Origin of the sequence: Phreatobacter sp., from assembly GCF_030691135.1 — a bacterium.
GTDB lineage: Bacteria > Pseudomonadota > Alphaproteobacteria > Rhizobiales > Phreatobacteraceae > Phreatobacter.
Genome location: NZ_JAUYFA010000098.1, coordinates 1 through 15,873, shown reverse-complemented (window position 1 = coordinate 15,873; position 15,873 = coordinate 1). Strand labels below are relative to the sequence as shown.

Annotated in this window: 14 protein-coding genes; 1 reads left to right on the top strand and 13 read right to left on the bottom strand. The window is 66.9% G+C overall.

Annotated elements, in window-relative coordinates; genetic code table 11:
* Positions 1–18: 18 nt before the first annotated feature.
* The 13 genes from Q8O26_RS18215 to Q8O26_RS18155 all read right to left on the bottom strand — a co-directional run bounded on the left by Q8O26_RS18215 (position 19) and on the right by Q8O26_RS18155 (position 15,257).
* A complete protein-coding gene (locus Q8O26_RS18215; protein WP_371134604.1) occupies positions 19–891 on the bottom strand; it encodes a 3-hydroxybutyryl-CoA dehydrogenase in 873 nt (290 codons plus the stop codon).
* Positions 891–1,673, bottom strand: a complete 783-nt coding sequence (locus Q8O26_RS18210) for a 3-hydroxybutyrate dehydrogenase (RefSeq protein WP_305578187.1) — start codon at positions 1,671–1,673, stop codon at positions 891–893. Before Q8O26_RS18210 ends, Q8O26_RS18215 begins: the two co-directional genes overlap by 1 nt.
* A gap of 7 nt (positions 1,674–1,680) precedes the next feature.
* Complete coding sequence (locus Q8O26_RS18205) at positions 1,681–2,334, bottom strand: 3-oxoacid CoA-transferase subunit B (RefSeq protein ID WP_305578185.1); 654 nt, start codon at positions 2,332–2,334, stop codon at positions 1,681–1,683.
* A gap of 11 nt (positions 2,335–2,345) precedes the next feature.
* Positions 2,346–2,999, bottom strand: a complete 654-nt coding sequence (locus Q8O26_RS18200; protein ID WP_305578183.1) for a CoA transferase subunit A — start codon at positions 2,997–2,999, stop codon at positions 2,346–2,348.
* A complete protein-coding gene (locus tag Q8O26_RS18195; RefSeq protein ID WP_305578181.1) occupies positions 2,996–4,177 on the bottom strand; it encodes an acetate/propionate family kinase in 1,182 nt (393 codons plus the stop codon). The genes Q8O26_RS18200 and Q8O26_RS18195 overlap by 4 nt, the downstream gene beginning before the upstream one ends.
* Entirely contained in the window at positions 4,174–5,553 is a 1,380-nt protein-coding gene (locus tag Q8O26_RS18190) for a bifunctional enoyl-CoA hydratase/phosphate acetyltransferase (protein ID WP_305578179.1), read from the bottom strand. Before Q8O26_RS18190 ends, Q8O26_RS18195 begins: the two co-directional genes overlap by 4 nt.
* A gap of 1 nt (position 5,554) precedes the next feature.
* The gene (locus Q8O26_RS18185; RefSeq protein ID WP_305578177.1) at positions 5,555–8,023 is read right to left on the bottom strand and encodes a DUF3141 domain-containing protein; all 2,469 of its coding nucleotides are present in this window, start codon (positions 8,021–8,023) and stop codon (positions 5,555–5,557) included.
* Positions 8,024–8,033: 10 nt separating this feature from the next.
* Positions 8,034–8,798 carry an enoyl-ACP reductase FabI gene (gene fabI / locus Q8O26_RS18180; protein ID WP_305578175.1) on the bottom strand — a complete coding sequence of 255 codons (765 nt, stop codon included), beginning with the start codon at positions 8,796–8,798 and terminating at the stop codon, positions 8,034–8,036.
* A 440-nt stretch (positions 8,799–9,238) separates the two neighbouring features.
* Positions 9,239–10,327, bottom strand: coding sequence for a TRAP transporter substrate-binding protein (locus tag Q8O26_RS18175; protein ID WP_305578173.1), 1,089 nt, complete (start codon positions 10,325–10,327; stop codon positions 9,239–9,241).
* 220 nt (positions 10,328–10,547) lie between these two features.
* Positions 10,548–11,534 carry a tripartite tricarboxylate transporter substrate-binding protein gene (locus tag Q8O26_RS18170; RefSeq protein WP_305578171.1) on the bottom strand — a complete coding sequence of 329 codons (987 nt, stop codon included), beginning with the start codon at positions 11,532–11,534 and terminating at the stop codon, positions 10,548–10,550.
* 92 nt (positions 11,535–11,626) lie between these two features.
* Complete coding sequence (locus Q8O26_RS18165) at positions 11,627–12,493, bottom strand: amidohydrolase family protein (RefSeq protein WP_305578169.1); 867 nt, start codon at positions 12,491–12,493, stop codon at positions 11,627–11,629.
* Positions 12,490–14,373, bottom strand: a complete 1,884-nt coding sequence (locus Q8O26_RS18160) for a feruloyl-CoA synthase (protein WP_305578167.1) — start codon at positions 14,371–14,373, stop codon at positions 12,490–12,492. Before Q8O26_RS18160 ends, Q8O26_RS18165 begins: the two co-directional genes overlap by 4 nt.
* A gap of 92 nt (positions 14,374–14,465) precedes the next feature.
* Positions 14,466–15,257: a crotonase/enoyl-CoA hydratase family protein gene (locus Q8O26_RS18155; RefSeq protein ID WP_305578165.1), complete on the bottom strand. Its 792-nt coding sequence runs from the start codon at positions 15,255–15,257 to the stop codon at positions 14,466–14,468.
* Between the two features lie 127 nt (positions 15,258–15,384).
* Here Q8O26_RS18155 and Q8O26_RS18150 point away from each other — a divergent pair, with 127 nt between their 5' ends.
* Positions 15,385–15,825 carry a MarR family winged helix-turn-helix transcriptional regulator gene (locus tag Q8O26_RS18150; protein WP_305578163.1) on the top strand — a complete coding sequence of 147 codons (441 nt, stop codon included), beginning with the start codon at positions 15,385–15,387 and terminating at the stop codon, positions 15,823–15,825.
* The last annotated feature ends 48 nt before the right edge of the window (positions 15,826–15,873 follow it).

Genomic DNA, 15,873 nt, shown 5'->3' with positions numbered 1-15,873 from the left:
CCCTCACTCGAATCGCTGTCAGGTCTGATGGTACTCAGCGAACCCCTTGCCGGTCTTGCGGCCCAGATAGCCGGCCGCAACCATCTGCTTCAGCAGTGGACTGGGACGATACTTGGGATCATCGAACCCGTTGTACAACGTTTCCATGATGTTGAGCACGACGTCGAGGCCGATCAGATCGCCGAGCGCCAGCGGTCCCATCGGGTGGTTGGCCCCGAGCTTCATCATGCTGTCGATGTCCTCGGGGGTCGCAAGCCCCTCGGCCACGCAATTGATCGCCTCATTGATCTGCGGGGCGAGCAGGCGGTTGACGATGAACCCGTAGCTGTCCTTGCTGACACGCGGCGTCTTGCCGATGGCATGCGTCAGGTCGGTCACGGCAACGGCGACCGGATCGGTCGTCTGCAGGGCGCGGATGATCTCCACCAGTTGCATCACCGGAACCGGATTGAAGAAGTGCATGCCGATGACGCGGCCCGGATGGGCCGAGGCGGCCGCGAGTTCGGTGAGCGAGATCGACGAGGTGTTGGAGGCGAAGATCGCATCCTCCCGACAGATGCCGTCGAGCTTGGCGATGATGGCGGCCTTGACCTCGATTTTCTCGACGATCGCCTCGATGACGATGTCGCGGTCGGCCAGCGCGGTCACCTCCGTCGACGTGACGACGCGCGCCAGGGTCTCGACCGCCCCGGCTTCCGTCAGCGTGCCCTTGCGGACCTGTCGGGCGAGGCTGCTCTCCATCGTCTTGCGGGCCCGCGCCAGGGCGGCATCGGACAGATCCTGCATCACCACGTCGAAGCCTGCGGCGGCGCAGGTCTGGGCGATGCCGTTGCCCATGGTTCCGGCGCCGATGACGCCGATCTTGCGGAGTTCGGTCACGGCACTCTCCATCAATGGGCGGTCCAGCCGCCATCGACGGGCAGGGCTGTACCGGTGATCTGGGCGGCGGCGGGCGTGCACAGGAAGGCGGCCAGCGCACCGATCTGTTCGGGCTGGACGAATGTCTTGGTCGGCTGCGCGGCGAGCAGGACATCGCGAACGACCTGCTCCTCGCTGATGCCGCGCGCCTTCGCCGTCTCGGGGATCTGCTTCTGCACCAGCGGCGTGAGGACATAGCCCGGGCAGATCGCGTTTGCGGTAATGCCGTGCTCGGCGCCCTCGAGCGCCAGCGTCTTGGTCAGGCCGACGACGGCATGCTTGGCCATGACATAGGCGGACTTGTAGGGCGAGGCGACGAGGCCATGCGCCGAGGCGACATTGATCACGCGCCCCCAGCCGCGGCTCTTCATGCCACCGAACGTCGCGCGGCACAGGTGCCAGGCGGCCGACATGTTGATCGCCATGATCAGGTCGTAGCGATCGACCGGGAAGTCCTCGATCGGGGCTACCGTCTGGATGCCGGCATTGTTCACCACGATGTCGACCTGGCCGAAGCGCGCCTCGGTCGCGGTCACCAGAGCGGCGATCTGCGCCTGGTCGGACATGTCGGCACCGTGGAAGGCGACGGGCATCCCGGTCTCGGTCTCGATCCGGGCGCGGTCGGCCTCGATCTGGGCGGGGTCGCCGAAGCCGTTCATCATCACGGCATGGCCCGCCTCGGCGAGCGAGCGGGCGACGGCTAGGCCGATCCCCGACGTGGAACCGGTGACGATGGCGATGCGCGGTGGGGTCATGGAGGCCTCAGGTCAGGATCATTTCGGGCACGTCGTCGGGGACGACGAGTGCGGCCTCGGTGGCGGCGATGATGTCCTCGACGCTCACGCCGGGAGCGCGCTCGCGCAGGACGAGACCCGCCTCACCGGGCTCGATCACCGCGAGATCGGTGACCACGAGGTCGACCCGGCGGACGGCCGTCAGTGGCAAGGTGCAGCGCCGCACGATCTTGGATTGCCCCTTAGCGGCGTGCTGCATGGCCACGACGACGCGCGCCGCGCCGGTGACCAGATCCATGGCGCCGCCCATGCCGGGCACCATCTTGCCGGGAACCTTCCAATTGGCGAGATGCCCGGCCTCGTCGACCTGCAGCCCGCCCAGCACGGTCATATCCAGATGACCGCCGCGGATCAGGCCGAAGCTCATGGCGCTGTCGATGCTGGCCGCGCCGGGAACCGCGGTGACGAAGCCACCGCCGGCATCGGTGAGGTGGTGATCTTCCATCCCCTCGGGTGGGCGGGCCCCGAGGCCGATCACGCCGTTCTCGGCCTGGAAGAACACGCCGAGTTCGGCGGAGACGAAATTCGCCACCATCGAAGGCAGTCCGATCCCCAGATTGACCAGGGAGCCCGGCCTGACCTCCCGGGCCACGCGGCGGGCGATGAGTTCCTTGGCGTCCATCCCGTCCCCCGTCAGATCGCGCGGATCAGCAGATGGTCGACGAGAACGCCCGGCGTCCTGACGGCATCGGGCGGAATCACCCCCACCGGCACGATGCTTTCAGCCTCGGCGATCACGGTGCGGCCCGCGAGTGCGATGATCGGATTGAAATTCTGGGCGGTCAGCATGTAGCTGAGATTGCCGATATAATCGGCCTGCCACGCACCGACGAGCGCGAAATCCGCAGTGAGCGGTGTTTCGAGCAGGAAACGCCGGCCGTCCACCTCGACGACCTGCTTGCCCTCCTCGACATCGGTGCCGAGCCCGGTGGGCGTCAGCACGCCGCCGAGCCCCATGCCACCGGCGCGGATCCGTTCGATCAGGGTGCCTTGCGGCACGAGATCGCAGACGATGTCGCCCGCGATCATTTTCGCCTGCGTCTCCGGGTTCAGCCCGATATGCGAGGCGATTACCCGTCGTACCAGCCCCGCCGAGATCAGTTTCCCGATCCCCTTGCCGGGCATGGCCGTGTCGTTGGCGATCACGGTCAGGCCGCCGATGCCGCGCGCCACGATGGCGTCGATCAGCCGCTCGGGGGTGCCGACGGCCATGAATCCACCGATCATCAGGCTGGCGCCTTCGGGGATCAGCTCGGCTGCGGCCTGCGGGTCCAGTGCGCCCTTCATGCTGCCTCCTGCCCCAACCGCCCTGCGATCGCGCGAGCCCCGCCGGCGATGACGAGTTCCTCGTTGGTGGGAATGACCATCACCGTCGTGCGCGCCAGCTCCGACGAGACGACCCGTTCGTTGGCGGCGTTGCGACCATGGTCGATCTCGATGCCCATCCAGGCGAGACGCTCGCAGATCCGCGCGCGAACGAGGCGTGAATTCTCGCCGATCCCGCCGCAGAAGATCAGCGCGTCGATGCCGCCGAGCGCTGCCGCCATGGCGCCGAGCTCTCGCTGGCAGCGGAACACGAAGTAGTCGATGGCCTGACCCGCTTCGGGCGTGCCGGCGGCCTCCAGGGTGCGCATGTCGTTGGAAAGACCCGAGAGCCCCAGAAGTCCCGACTTCGTATAGAGCAGGTCCGAAATCTCGGCGGCGTTCATGCCCTTCTGATCCATCAGGTAGAGCAGGACGCCCGGATCGAGCTGGCCGCAGCGCGTGCCCATCGGCAATCCGTCGAGCGCGGAGAACCCCATGGTCGAGGCGACCGAGCGGCCGTTCTGAATGGCGCACATCGAGGCGCCGTTGCCGAGATGGGCCACGACGACCCGGCCTTCGGCCAGCTGCGGCGCGATGCGCGCGAGTTCGCCGGTGATGTATTCGTAGCTCAGCCCATGGAAGCCGTAGCGTCTGACCCCCTCGTCGAACAGCTGCCGCGGCAGGGCGAAAGCGTCGTTCACCCAGGGCTGGCTGCGATGGAAGGCCGTGTCGAAGCAGGCGACCTGCTGCACGCCTGGAAAGGCTTCCATCGCCGCGCGGATGCCGGCGAGATTGTGCGGCTGATGCAGCGGTGCAAAGGACGAGAGGCGCTCGAGTTCGACCAGCAATCCCTCGTCGACGCCGACGGGTGCGGTGCGGCTCGGTCCGCCATGGACGACCCGGTGGCCGATCGCCAGCAAGGCGAGGTCGGGCCAGTGCCCGCGAAACCCGGCAATGACGGTCGAGATCGCCTCGGCATGGCTGGCGAGCGAGCCCTCGGTGGCGATCGGCTGTCCGTCCCGGTCCTTGAGCCTGATCTCGGCCGCGGCACCGATCCGGTCGACGACGCCGCTCGCCATCGGCTGGTCGCCGTCGGCAGGAAACAGCGAGACCTTGAGCGACGATGACCCTGCATTGAGGGTGAGAATGGCATGCGTCATTTGTCGACCCGCGCGAAATGATGGATGGCGGCCACGGCACAGGACGCGAGCCGCGACATCGGGCTGTCGGACCGCGAGTTGAGGATCACCGGAACTTTCGCGCCGAGAACCAGGCCCGCACCTTCCGCGTGGCTGATATAGGCGAGTTGCTTCGCCAGCATGTTGCCGGCATCCAGCCCTGGCACCACGAGGATGTTGGCCCGGCCGGCCACATTCCCCTTCAGACCCTTCGTGCGCGCCGCCGCGAGATCGACGGCATTGTCCATCGCCAAGGGGCCTTCGACCTGGCCCCCCCGGATCTGGCCGCGATCGGCCATCTTCGACAGCAGGGCCGCGTCGATTGAGGACTGGATCGCCGGGTTGACGGTCTCGACGGCCGAGAGCACGCCGACCCGCGGATCCATGCCGAGCGAGAGCGCCAGATCGATGGCGTTCTGGCAGATGTCCATCTTGGTGGCGAGGTCGGGGGCAATGTTGATGGCGGCGTCGGTGACGAAGATCGGCTCCGGCTGGCCGGGGACGTCGATCACGAAGACATGGGTGAAGCGCCGTCCGATCCTCAGCCCGGTGCCCTTCTCGAGCATCGGCTTGAGGAGGTCGTCGGTATGCAGATGGCCTTTCATGATCGCCGCGGCGCGGCCGGCATGCACCAGTTCGCAGGCCTTGGCAGCCGCCGCGACATCACCGTCCACGTCGATGATCTCGATGCCGGAAAGGTCGGCGCCGCTGGCGGCGGCGGCCGCCGCAATCGCCGTCGCCTGGCCGATCAGGATCGGCGTGATGATGCCTTCCTTGGCGGCCAGCAAGGCGCCGCCCAGCGAGTTTTCATCGTCCGGGCAGACGATGGCCGTGGCCAGGGCGGGTAGCGGCCGCGCGCGCTCCAGCAGCGCCTCGAAATGGCGATGACGCTGGACGATGAGGCCAGGCACGTCGATGTCGTCCCGGTCGAACTTTTCGGTCGGCGCCTGGACCGTTGCTTCGCCGGACAGGATCAGGGCGCCATCGGCGATCCGGGTCACGCTGGTCGACAGACGGACCGCGCCATCGGCGTGCTTTTCCAGGACCTCGACCGCCGCCGTCACCTCTTCACCCGCATGGGCACGGGCGTGGAAATCGAGGGTCTGCCGCCGATAGAGCGTGCCCGGTCCCGGCAGTTTGGTGCCCAGCGCCGCCGAGATCAGCGACGCGATGAACAGCCCCGGCGCGACGCGCTCGGGCTGGCCGTCGCCGTCGAGATCCGAGTCTGCGAGGTGCATCGGGTTGAAATTGCCCGAGGCGACGGCGAAGACGGACAGGTCGTCCTGCGTGATCAGACGCTGCAGTTCCGCCCGGTCGCCGACCTGGAGTTCGCCGAGGGTTCGGTTTGTGAGCCGCATCTCACGCCTCTTTCTTCGCGCGCGGAGCACGGACCGCCGGCTTTGCGACCTCGCCCGGACCTTCCGGCGGCTTCAACGCTTCCGGCGAGAGCGGATCGATGTCGACCGTGCCGGTCAGCGGCGGCAGATCCAGCACGTCGCGGAAACGCTGCAGCATCGACAGGGTGCTGGGAGACATTTCCTCGATCGCACCGGGAATGAACTGGACCACGTTCATCGCCAGTTCGCGTTCGTCGCGGTCGCCGAGGAGCAGCGGCAACGTCTCGATGGCGCGCTGCCGCTCATAGGTCGCAATCAGCGTCTGCTGATGAATGATCATCGCGCGCCGGTCGGCGCCGAGTGAACGGAAAGGCTCATCCTGCGTCAGGACCCGCGAGGACCGTTCCAGACGGTCGCGCCGCACCTGACCCCGGTTCTCCGCCAGCAGGACGAGCATCCGGATCACAGCTTCGGGAAAGCCGCCCTGTTCGATCATGAAGAGCGCCTGGGCGACTTCAGGCAAACCGCGCAGCTCGTCGGAATTCTTCAGGGTGCGGCGCGCTTCATGGGTGCGACCGAAGGCCCGCGCCCAGGGATTACCCCACATCGAATAAAACATCAGTTCGAAGGACATGTCGCGCAGGTCGCGTGTCAGGTCGATCATCTGCTCGGTGGACTGAACCCAGAGCGCCTCTGCCGCGAGGAACGGGTTATCCGCGCTTGCCTTGTTCCGCTCGCCGTTGACCTTGTCCGCCATGGATTCGACCGACGACATCGCCGGATTGCGCGACGACATCAGGGCGCGGCTGAGCCGCTGCGGGTGCATGGCGCGGCTCATTTCCGCGCCGGTGCCGGTCACCGTCGCCTTGACCACCGGTCGCACGACCGCGTCGTACATCTGGGCCTGAACTTCCGCGGCACGCGCCACGGCGGCGAAGGGCCGCTCATCGTGGAACCCGTCGTCGATGGCGCGGAGGTCCTCGAACGTGCGCTCGGCGAAGCCGACGGTGAAATGTTTTCGTCCGTCCTTTTCGGTCACGTCCTCGATGAGCATCTCATAGAGGCCCGGCGCCAGCGCCTCGATCGTCTTCAGCGTCGATGCGACTTCGCTGTGTTCCTTGTTGGCGATCTGCGACGACACGAAAATGCCGAGATGGCCGACCTGCTCGTGCACCATATAGATGATGCGCTGGCCGCGGATGCGGATCTCGGACACGTCGGCATAGGTCTCGGCAATCCAGTTCAGTGCCTGCTGGGGCGGCGTGATGTTGTCGCCGTGACTGGCGAAGACGATAATCGGCGCTCGGATGGCTTTTAGATCCACCGGTCGGCCCGGCTCGAGCCGCGCCTCGTTCTTCACGAGCCGGTTGCCGACGAACAGCTGTTCGACGATCCAGCGGATCTCCGGTTCGTTGAGCAGGAAAAATCCGCCCCACCACCGTTCGAACTCGAGGAAGCTGGCGTCACCCTTGTCGATGTCGCGGAACAGGTCCGTGTACTTCCGGAACAGCGTGCGGGCGGGGTTCAGCAGTTCGAAGTTCTGGACGAGGTGCGCGCCGTCGAAAATGCCGCCGCCGAGATCCGACAGGAACATCGGGATCCAGGTGCCGCCCATGACGCCGGCATTGTAGCGCATCGGATTCTCGCCGATGCGGCCGGACCAGGGAGCGACCGGCGCCCCGTTGATGACGATCGGCCCGGTCAGATCGGGGTTGGTGGCGGCGAGAAGCAGCGTCGCCCAGCCGCCCTGGCAATTGCCGGTGACGACCGGCCGCGCGGCCTCCGGATGGCGGCGCATCACCTCGCGTACGAAGGCTGCCTCGGCACGCGTGACATAGGACAGATATTGTCCCGGCTCGGGCGCGCGGCGGAATGATACGAAATACACGGGATGGCCGTCGCGCAGCGCGACGCCCACCTGGCTGTCGGCCTTGAACCCGCCGATGCCCGGCCCGTGCCCGGCGCGGGGGTCGATGATGATGTAAGGCCGCTTCTTGTCGACGATCTCCACGCCGGCCGGCGGCTTGATCTTCAAGAGGACGTAGTTGGACGGGAAGGGCAGGTCCTTGCCGTCCATCACCTCTTCATAATCGTAGATGAGGACAGGCGGGCATCCCGCAGCTTCGTGCTCCAGAAAGATGTCGCCGCGCTTGCGCAGCGTATCCACGGTCAGCACGGCCCGCTCGGCGGCGTCCCGCACATAGGAACTCCACATCTCGGCGAGCTGGCCGGTCGCTTGTGCCTGGCGCAATCCGTCCAGCAGCTTCTCGGCCTGGCTGACGACCTCGTGTGCCCTCGCCACGTGGTTTTCGGAGATGCGCTTGGTATGGCGCGACGACGCGACCGACAGGATGTTGGCCGTCGCCGTGGAAGCATCGAGTTCGGTACTTGCGGTGTGCATCGCCTGGCGCAAACTGTCGAGCAGATCTCCTTCCGGCCGCGGTATCGCGGGCTGGCGCATGGGGTCGAGAAGATCGAAAACGTTGGCCATGGTGGCGACCTCAGGCAGTGATGGAGAATCCGCCGTCGATGTCGTGGACACCGCCGGTCAGGTTGCGTGCTTCGGGAGAGGCGAGAAAGGCGGCCACGGCGCCGACATCGGCGATGGAGGCCAGTTGGTGCGTCGGCGCACGGTCGGAAGCGGCGGCGAGCAGTTCATCGAAATGGTCGATGCCACTCGCGGCGCGGGTCACCAGCGGACCCGGCGAGAGGGCGTGGACGCGAATGCCTTTCTCACCGAGCTCGGACGCGGCATAGCGCACGACGCTTTCGAGCGCCGCCTTCACCGGTCCCATCATGTTGTAGTGGCGCACGACGCGCGACGAGCCGAAGAACGATACGGAGAGGCATGTGCCGCCCTCTGTCATCAGCGGTTCGGCCAGGCGGATCATGCGCAGGAACGAATGGACCGATACGTCCATGGCCAGCCCGAAGCCTTCTGGCGAGCAGTCGATCACCCGGCCGTGGAGATCCGCCTTCGGCGCGAAGGCGATGGAATGGACCAGGGTGTCGAGCCGCCCCCATTTCTGCGCGATGGCGCCGAAGACTGCTTCCATGTCGCCGGCCTGCGACACGTCCAGGGGCATCTGGATGTCGGCGCCCAGCTCCTCGGCCAGCGGGCGGACATGCGGCTCCGCCTTGCTGTTCAGCCACGTCACCGCGAGATCGGCTCCCTGCACACGCAGGGCCTTGGCACAGCCCCAGGCGATGGATTGGTCGTTGGCGATACCGACCACCAATGCCTTCTGGCCCTGCAGCGAAAACATGGTCTATTCCATTAGTCGTCTAACAGGGTGCTGGTAAGCCGCACCCGACGTGACGTTCTTATTGGTGCTCTGCTGCAGTTTGATGTCTGTATCCTCGACCTCGGTCGAGGTGTGCCGCCGGGCCGGCACGGCGGCGCCGCGCGGCGCTTTCCTCACGGCTTCGCGACGTCGCCAGATATAAGGGGCGACCGGTCGGCGGCTGTGACGGTCCCGTCGTTGGGCGGAGATTTGCGACGTCCATGGGACTCGCGACGTCAGGGGAGCATAAGGCCCGTGGCACAAGGGGCGGGTTGCCGCGCGAGAAGCGCCGCGGCGAAGGGCCTCGATCGTCCCCGCCGCGATCCGCCGCTGTCCCGCGCCGGTCCCGCTTCGGACCGGCGCGGCCGGTGTCTGGACCAATCGGCGTCCCGATCAGTCGGGTCGCTGATCAATCCGGCGCGTCAGCCGCGCTGGCGCAGGCGCAGCATCATCGTATCGAAGGAGTATTCGGCGACCTGCCACCACAGATATTCCTCGTTACGGAAGGCGCGCATGTGCTCGTAGATCCGCTTGAAGTCCGGGTTTGCGGTCGAGATATCGGCGTAGATCTCGTTCGCGGCCTTGTAGGCGGCATCGAGGATTTCCGTGCTGAAGCCGCGGAGCTGTGCACCGGCCGCCACGAGGCGCCGGAGCGCGGCGGGATTGCGGGCGTCATAGATCGCCGTCATGTCGAGATTGTTGGCCGCCGCCGCATTGTTGAAGATCATCTGGTAGGATTTCGGCAGGGCGTTCCACTTGTCGGTGCCGATCCAGTAATGGACGGTCGGTGCGCCCTCCCAGAAGCCCGGATAGTAGTAGTACGGGGCCACCCGCACGAAAGCGAGCTTCTCGTCGTCGTAGGGACCGACCCATTCCGCCGCGTCGATGACGCCGCGCTCCAGCGAGGAATAGGTATCGCCGCCGGGGATCTGCTGCGGCACGACGCCGAGCTTGGCGAGCACCTGGCCGGCGAGACCCGCGATGCGGAATTTCAGTCCCTTCAGATCCTCGAGGGTCCTGACCTCCTTGCGGAACCAGCCGCCCATCTGCGTGCCGGTATTGCCGCCCGGCACGGTGTGGACGTTGTACTTCCTGACGTAGTCGTTGATCAGCTGCTGGCCGCCGCCCTGGTAGAGCCAGGCGTTGCGCTGCCGCACGTTCATGATGAAGGGGATGTCGGCCATCAGCGCCAGTACAGGGTCCTTGCCGACGAAGTAATAGCCCGGTGACTGGCACATCTCCACCGTACCGGCCGAGACCGCATCGAGCGTCTGGAACGCGCCGACGATCTCGCCCGCGGCGAAGCACTGGATCTTGAAGCGCCCGTCGGTGGCTTCGGCGATCTGCTTGGTCATCGTGTCGAGCGGTCCATACAGCGCGTCGAGCGACTTCGGGAACGAAGAGGCGCAGCGCCAGCTCACCTCCGGCATGGTCTGGGCGATGGCAGGCGTCGCGACCGCGGCACCGGCGACGCCCGCTGCACTTCCGGCCATGAATGTTCTGCGTTTCATCACATTTCCTCCGATGTTCGTCCGCGTTTGTGATTGTGATGCGGATCACGGGGCAGGCCCCGCCGGCGGAAGACTAGCGCCTCGCGTAGCCGCTGCGGGATGGCCCCAGCGAATGGAAGGCCTGCAGCGGAAATGCGCATGCGAGATGTGTGAATGTGTGGTCTGTTGTGGACGTGGACGCGAACGGGCCGGGCTCATCGCCCGGCCCGGCCGTTTGGGCTCAATCGTCGAGGGAGAAGCCGGACGCCTTGACGATCGGCTCCCAGTTCCGCCGGGCCTGCTCGAGATAGGCCGCATAGTCCGGCGGCGTCATGCTCAACGGCTCCTGTCCGACGGCGCGCAGCGTGTCGCGCGTCGCCGGCACCTTCACCGCCTCGCCGATCAGGCCGGCCATCTGAGCCGCAAGGGCGGGAGCGGTTCCCCGCGGCAAGAAGCAGCCGAACGTGTCACGGGCGACGACTTTGGCGTGACCCTGCTCGCCGAAGGTTGCGACATTCGGCAGGAAGGCCGAGCGTTCCCGGTCGGCGACCGCGATGACGCGCAGGACGCCCCCGGCCACGTGGGGCAGGTAATCGCCGATGGGCGTGATGGTCGAGGCCACATGGCCGCCGATCAGGTCCTGGATGGCGGGGGTCGAGCCGCGATAGGGCACGTGGCGGAGCTGCAGGCCGGCCGAGGCGATCAGCAGTTCGCCCATGAAATGGGGCGACGAGCCGGCGGCGGGCGAGCCGAAGGCGGCCTTGTCGGGATTGGCCCTGGCCCAGGCGATGAAGGAGGCGACGTCCCTGACCTCGGCCGGGACCATCGGGCCGACCGCCATGGCAAAGGTGACATAGGTGGCCGGCGTGACGGGGGTGATGTCGGTCGCCGGATTGTAGGCCAGGCGCCGGTAGACACTCGGATAGATGGTGAACATGGCGTCCGGGCTGACCAGCATGGTGCGGCCGTCGGGCTGGGCCTCGATCACCGCCTGAATGGCGATCCTGGCGGAAGCGCCGGGCCTGTTCTCCACGACGAAGCTGTCGGCGACGGTGCCGCGCAGGCTTTCGGCGAGGCGCCGCGCCAGCGTGTCGGTCGGTCCGCCCGCCGGGAATCCGACGAGGAGACGGCCGACACCGCGAATGAGCTGGGCGGGGGCGGGCAGGGTGGATACGGTCAGGGCTGCGGCCGACAGGCCGAGCATGCGGCGGCGGTTCATGGTCGTCATGGGTTTCCTCCCTCTGGTGAAGCGGTCGCCGGTTCTTGGTCGTCCGGTCGCCGCGGTATGGTCTGCACTGCCTCGCCGTGCAGGGTCGGTGGTCAGTCTCCGAGCCCCAGCACCTTCATGGCGTTCTTCTTCATGATCAGTTCGTGCACCTCCGGCTTGAAGCCGACCTCGGTGAACTGGGCGAGCCAGCGTTCCGGCGCGATCAGCGGGAAATCTGACCCGAACAGCATTTTCGTCCGCAACTGCGCATTGGCATACTGGACGATCTGCGGCGGGAAATATTTCGGCATCCACCCCGACAGGTCGATGTAGACATTGGGTTTGTGCAGAGCCATGGAGAGCGCTTCGTCGGTCCAGGGCCACGACGGATGAGCGAGAATAATCGTCATGTCCGGGAAGTCGACTGCGACATCGTCGACATGGATGGGCTGCGAATACTTGAGGCGCATACCGCCGCCGCCGCGCATCCCGGTGCCGATGCCGGAATGACCGGTATGGAAGATCGCCGGCATCTTGTAGTGGGCGATGACCTCGTAGAGCTGATAGGCCATGCGATCGTTGGGATAGAAGCCCTGGCAGGTCGGGTGGAACTTGAACCCCTTGACGATGCCGCCCTTGATCAGCTCCTCCGCCTCGCGCGCGCCGAGCCGACCCTTGTGCGGGTCGATCGAGGCGAAGGCGATCATGATGTCGGCATTGTCGCGGGCGGCGTCGGCGATCTCGTCATTGGGAATGCGCCGGTTGCCGATCTGCGTCTCGGTGTCGACGGTGAACATCACGAGGCCGATCCGCTGCGCGCGGTAATGCGCAATGGTCTCGGCAATGGTCGGCCGCTTGCCGACCTTGAAATACTTGCCCGCCGCCTCCTCGTAGGGTGCCCAGTAAGGGTCGGGCTCCTGCCGGCAGGAGACTTCGGCATGGGTGTGGATGTCGATCGCGACGAGATCGTCGACCTTCATGGGGCAACTCCTGCACGGTAATTCAAGGCGATGACGCTAGCCGGCGGCCGCTCGGCATGAAGGGCGGCGACGAGATCGGCACGGCGGGTGAGCACGGCGCGCTGGTTGATCGAGCCCTTGTCGGTGAGTTCGCCGTCCTCCAGCGATGGCGGCACTGCGAGGATCATCGCCCGCGCCACGCGGTTCGACGAGCCCGTGGCTGCCGCCGCCAGAATCGCCAATCGCCGCGTGATCTCGGCAACCAGCCCGGCATGGGCATAGAGGCCGGCATCGCCGGGCGGCAGACCGGTGAAGGCCGCGCAGGCCTCGCGGTCCGGTACGAGAAGCACCCCGATTTCATCGCGGTCGTGGCCGGTGATGACCGTGTCGCGGATCAGCGGGTCGAGGCTCGAAGAGATCAGATGCCGTAGCGGTCCGACGCTGACCCAGGTGCCGGTGCCCAGCTTGAAATCCTCCGACAGGCGGCCGTCGAACAGGAAGCCCTGGGCCGGATCAGCGGGATCGGCGAAGGCCACGGCATCGCCGAACCTGTAGAATCCTTCCTCGTCGAAGACCTTTTCCGTCAGGTCCGGCCGGCGCCAATAGCCGGGCGTCACCGTCTCGGCCTTGACCCGCGCCTCCAGCTTGGTGTCGACCGGCACGAGTTTCATCGTCACGCCGGCCATCGGAAGGCCGATCGCTCCGGCCTGACCGGTGGTGCGCAGGTTCATCAGGGCCGAGGGGGCGGTTTCGGTGGCCCCGAGGCCGGTGACGAAGGGGATATCGCGACCGGCGACTTCCCGGGCCAGGTCGCGATAGCCGTCCCAGACCGGCTGTGCGAGGCCGGCGCCGGCATAGAACAGCATGTCGAGACGGCTGAAGAAGTGACGGGCGAAGGCGGTGTCCGCCTGCAGGTGCGGCAGCAGCGCCTCATAGCCCTTGGGCACGTTGAAATAGGCGGTCGGCGCGATATCGCGGAGGTTGCGCACCGTCGGCAGGATGCCCGCCGCCACCGGCTTGCCCTCGTCGATATGGAGCGTGCCGCCATGGTTGAGGACCATGCCGAAATTGTGGTTCGAGCCGAAGGTGTGGTTCCACGGCAACCAGTCGACGAAGACAGGCGGCGTCGCAGTGAGGAAGGGAAAGCACTGCTCCAGCATGGCCTGGTTGGCCATCAGCATGCGCTGGGTGTTGATCACCGCCTTGGGCTCGCCGGTCGAACCGGAGGTCAGCAGGAACTTGGCGATGGTGTCGGGACCGATCCCCGCGAAGGCCGCGTCGACCCGGGAATCGCCCGCCTCGCCCTCGAGCTCCGTCAGCGGCAGGGCGCCGCCGGTCTCCGCCCGCTGCGCTGCGACGAGCACCCGGTCCTGTCCCGCGACGGCGGCCAGTGCCGCCCGGAACGGGTGGGCATCGGCAACGAAGATCAGGCCCGGGGTGAGGAGGTCGAGACAATAGGCGAGCTTGCCGAAGTCACGCGCCACCAGGCTGTAGGGCGGCGAGATCGGCGCATAGGGCACGCCGACCATCATGGCGGCGAGGGCGACCAGAGCATGGTCGATTCCGTTGCCCGACAGGATGGCGACTGGCCGCTCGGCCGAGAGGTCGTGGCGCAGGAGGCCCGCGGCAAGGCGCCGGACCTGCCGCAGGGTCTCGGCATAGGTCAGGCTGCGCCAGGCGCCATCGGCCGTCCTTTCGGCGAGGAAGATGCGGTCGGGCGCCGCCGCCGCCCAGTGGACGAGACGGTCCGGCAGCGCGCGCGGATAGGCACCGATCGTCTGGCGCACCGAGACGAGCCGGACGCCGTCGGCCCGCTCCTCGATGACGGGCTCGAGGCGGCCGAGCCGGTGCCAGCCGTCACCATCGGCATCAATCGTCTGACGGGGGGCGACAAGCGACATCGAAGCCTCCGGGGGTGCCGCCTGTGGCTGGCGAGGCGTTGGGGGACATGCGGTATGCACTTGGCCGGGGGCCTCGGGCCCGCCGGCCGCTGTCAGTCGGGCCGGGAGACCTTGGCTGCCCGCTTGGCGAGGAAATCGCGGACGCGGGCCTTGGCCTCTGGCATGGTCTGGGCGGCCGAAGCCATCAGCGCCTCCGTCAGGTAGCCGATATGCGGATCGGCTTCGGCGATGCGCGGCAGGGCGTGGATCACCGCGAAACGGGTCATGTCGGCAATTCCGGCCGCCTTGCAGGCGAGATCCATGGCGAGGGCCAGTCCGGCGCCGTCGGCGACGCGGTACTGGCAGGCGCCGGCCGCCTTCGCCTCATCGGCCGAGAGCGTGCGTCCGGTCAGCATCATGTCCTGGACCAGCGGGGTGCCGATCAGCCGGGGAATGCGGACCGAGCCGCCACCGCCGAGGAAGATGCCACGTTGACCTTCGGGCAGAGCGAAGAAGGCGGATTGCTCGGCGATGCGGATATGGGTTGCGGCAGCCAGTTCGAATCCGCCGCCGACCACCGCGCCGTGCAGCACCGCAATGACGGGCACCCGGCCGAATTGGATGTCCTGGAAGGCGCGGTGCCAGCCGAGCGAATGGTGGATGGCGGCGGCGAGGTCCGGCTCGCCGTCGACCTCGCCGAGATCGAGACCGGCGCAGAAATGGTCGCCCTCGCCGTGGAGCACCACCGCGCGAACCGCCACTGGCAAACTGGAAACGACCTTGGAAAGGCCCGCGACCATGGCTTCGTTCAGCGCATTGCGCTTGGCGGGGCGCGCTAGCCGGATGACGGCGATCGCATCCTCGACATGCACCGCCAGGCCCGGGCAGGGTGAAAGGTCAGTCACGGACGCTGCTCCCAGGGAACCATTATTGGTTATTTGAGATAACTATTTTCCAGCGCCGTGCTTGTGTCAATGGGGCAGGGCCTATACCGCTCCCTGTCTCGTTGCGACCGGGTTTCACGAGGTGGTGATGGCGCTCGATCTGGGGCCTCTCGACGGCCATGTCGGCTATCTCCTGCGCCGGGCGCAGCTTGCCGTCTTCGCCGACATCGGCGCTGTTCTGGCCGCGCACGCCATGTCGCCGGCGGACTATGCCGTGCTCACCGTCATCGACAGAAATCCCGGAGCGGGCCCCTCCCAGGTCGCCGAGACGCTGGGCATCCAGAAAACCAATTTCGTGCCCCTGATCCGCCGGATGGAGGCGCGGGGCCTGGTGCTGCGGACGCCCTCCGCGCGCGACCGGCGGTCCGTGGATCTGACGCTGACCGAGGAGGGAAAGACCTTCCTCGCCACCCTGCACGCCATGGCACAGGCCCATGTCGATCGCGTCCGCGACCATCTCGGCCCGGCCGAATACGAAGCACTGCTCGCGCCGCTGCAACGGCTGGCGAGGCTCACGCGCCCGGCGTGACTGCGCTGCGGGCGACAGGCGTCGTCCGCTGGATGCAAGGGCTGTCTT

Excerpts from the sequence above, each read along its gene's own strand:
- Q8O26_RS18175 (WP_305578173.1), bottom strand. The coding sequence starts at position 10,327 with ATGAAACGCAGAACATTCATGGCCGGAAGTGCAGCGGGCGTCGCCGGT.
- Q8O26_RS18210 (WP_305578187.1), bottom strand. The coding sequence starts at position 1,673 with ATGACCCCACCGCGCATCGCCATCGTCACCGGTTCCACGTCGGGGATC.
- Q8O26_RS18165 (WP_305578169.1), bottom strand. The coding sequence starts at position 12,493 with ATGAAGGTCGACGATCTCGTCGCGATCGACATCCACACCCATGCCGAA.
- Q8O26_RS18170 (WP_305578171.1), bottom strand. The coding sequence starts at position 11,534 with ATGACGACCATGAACCGCCGCCGCATGCTCGGCCTGTCGGCCGCAGCC.
- Q8O26_RS18150 (WP_305578163.1), top strand. The coding sequence starts at position 15,385 with ATGGCGCTCGATCTGGGGCCTCTCGACGGCCATGTCGGCTATCTCCTG.
- Q8O26_RS18195 (WP_305578181.1), bottom strand. The coding sequence starts at position 4,177 with ATGACGCATGCCATTCTCACCCTCAATGCAGGGTCATCGTCGCTCAAG.
- Q8O26_RS18205 (WP_305578185.1), bottom strand. The coding sequence starts at position 2,334 with ATGGACGCCAAGGAACTCATCGCCCGCCGCGTGGCCCGGGAGGTCAGG.
- Q8O26_RS18200 (WP_305578183.1), bottom strand. The coding sequence starts at position 2,999 with ATGAAGGGCGCACTGGACCCGCAGGCCGCAGCCGAGCTGATCCCCGAA.
- Q8O26_RS18190 (WP_305578179.1), bottom strand. The coding sequence starts at position 5,553 with ATGCGGCTCACAAACCGAACCCTCGGCGAACTCCAGGTCGGCGACCGG.
- Q8O26_RS18160 (WP_305578167.1), bottom strand. The coding sequence starts at position 14,373 with ATGTCGCTTGTCGCCCCCCGTCAGACGATTGATGCCGATGGTGACGGC.
- Q8O26_RS18185 (WP_305578177.1), bottom strand. The coding sequence starts at position 8,023 with ATGGCCAACGTTTTCGATCTTCTCGACCCCATGCGCCAGCCCGCGATA.
- Q8O26_RS18215 (WP_371134604.1), bottom strand. The coding sequence starts at position 891 with ATGGAGAGTGCCGTGACCGAACTCCGCAAGATCGGCGTCATCGGCGCC.
- fabI (WP_305578175.1), bottom strand. The coding sequence starts at position 8,798 with ATGTTTTCGCTGCAGGGCCAGAAGGCATTGGTGGTCGGTATCGCCAAC.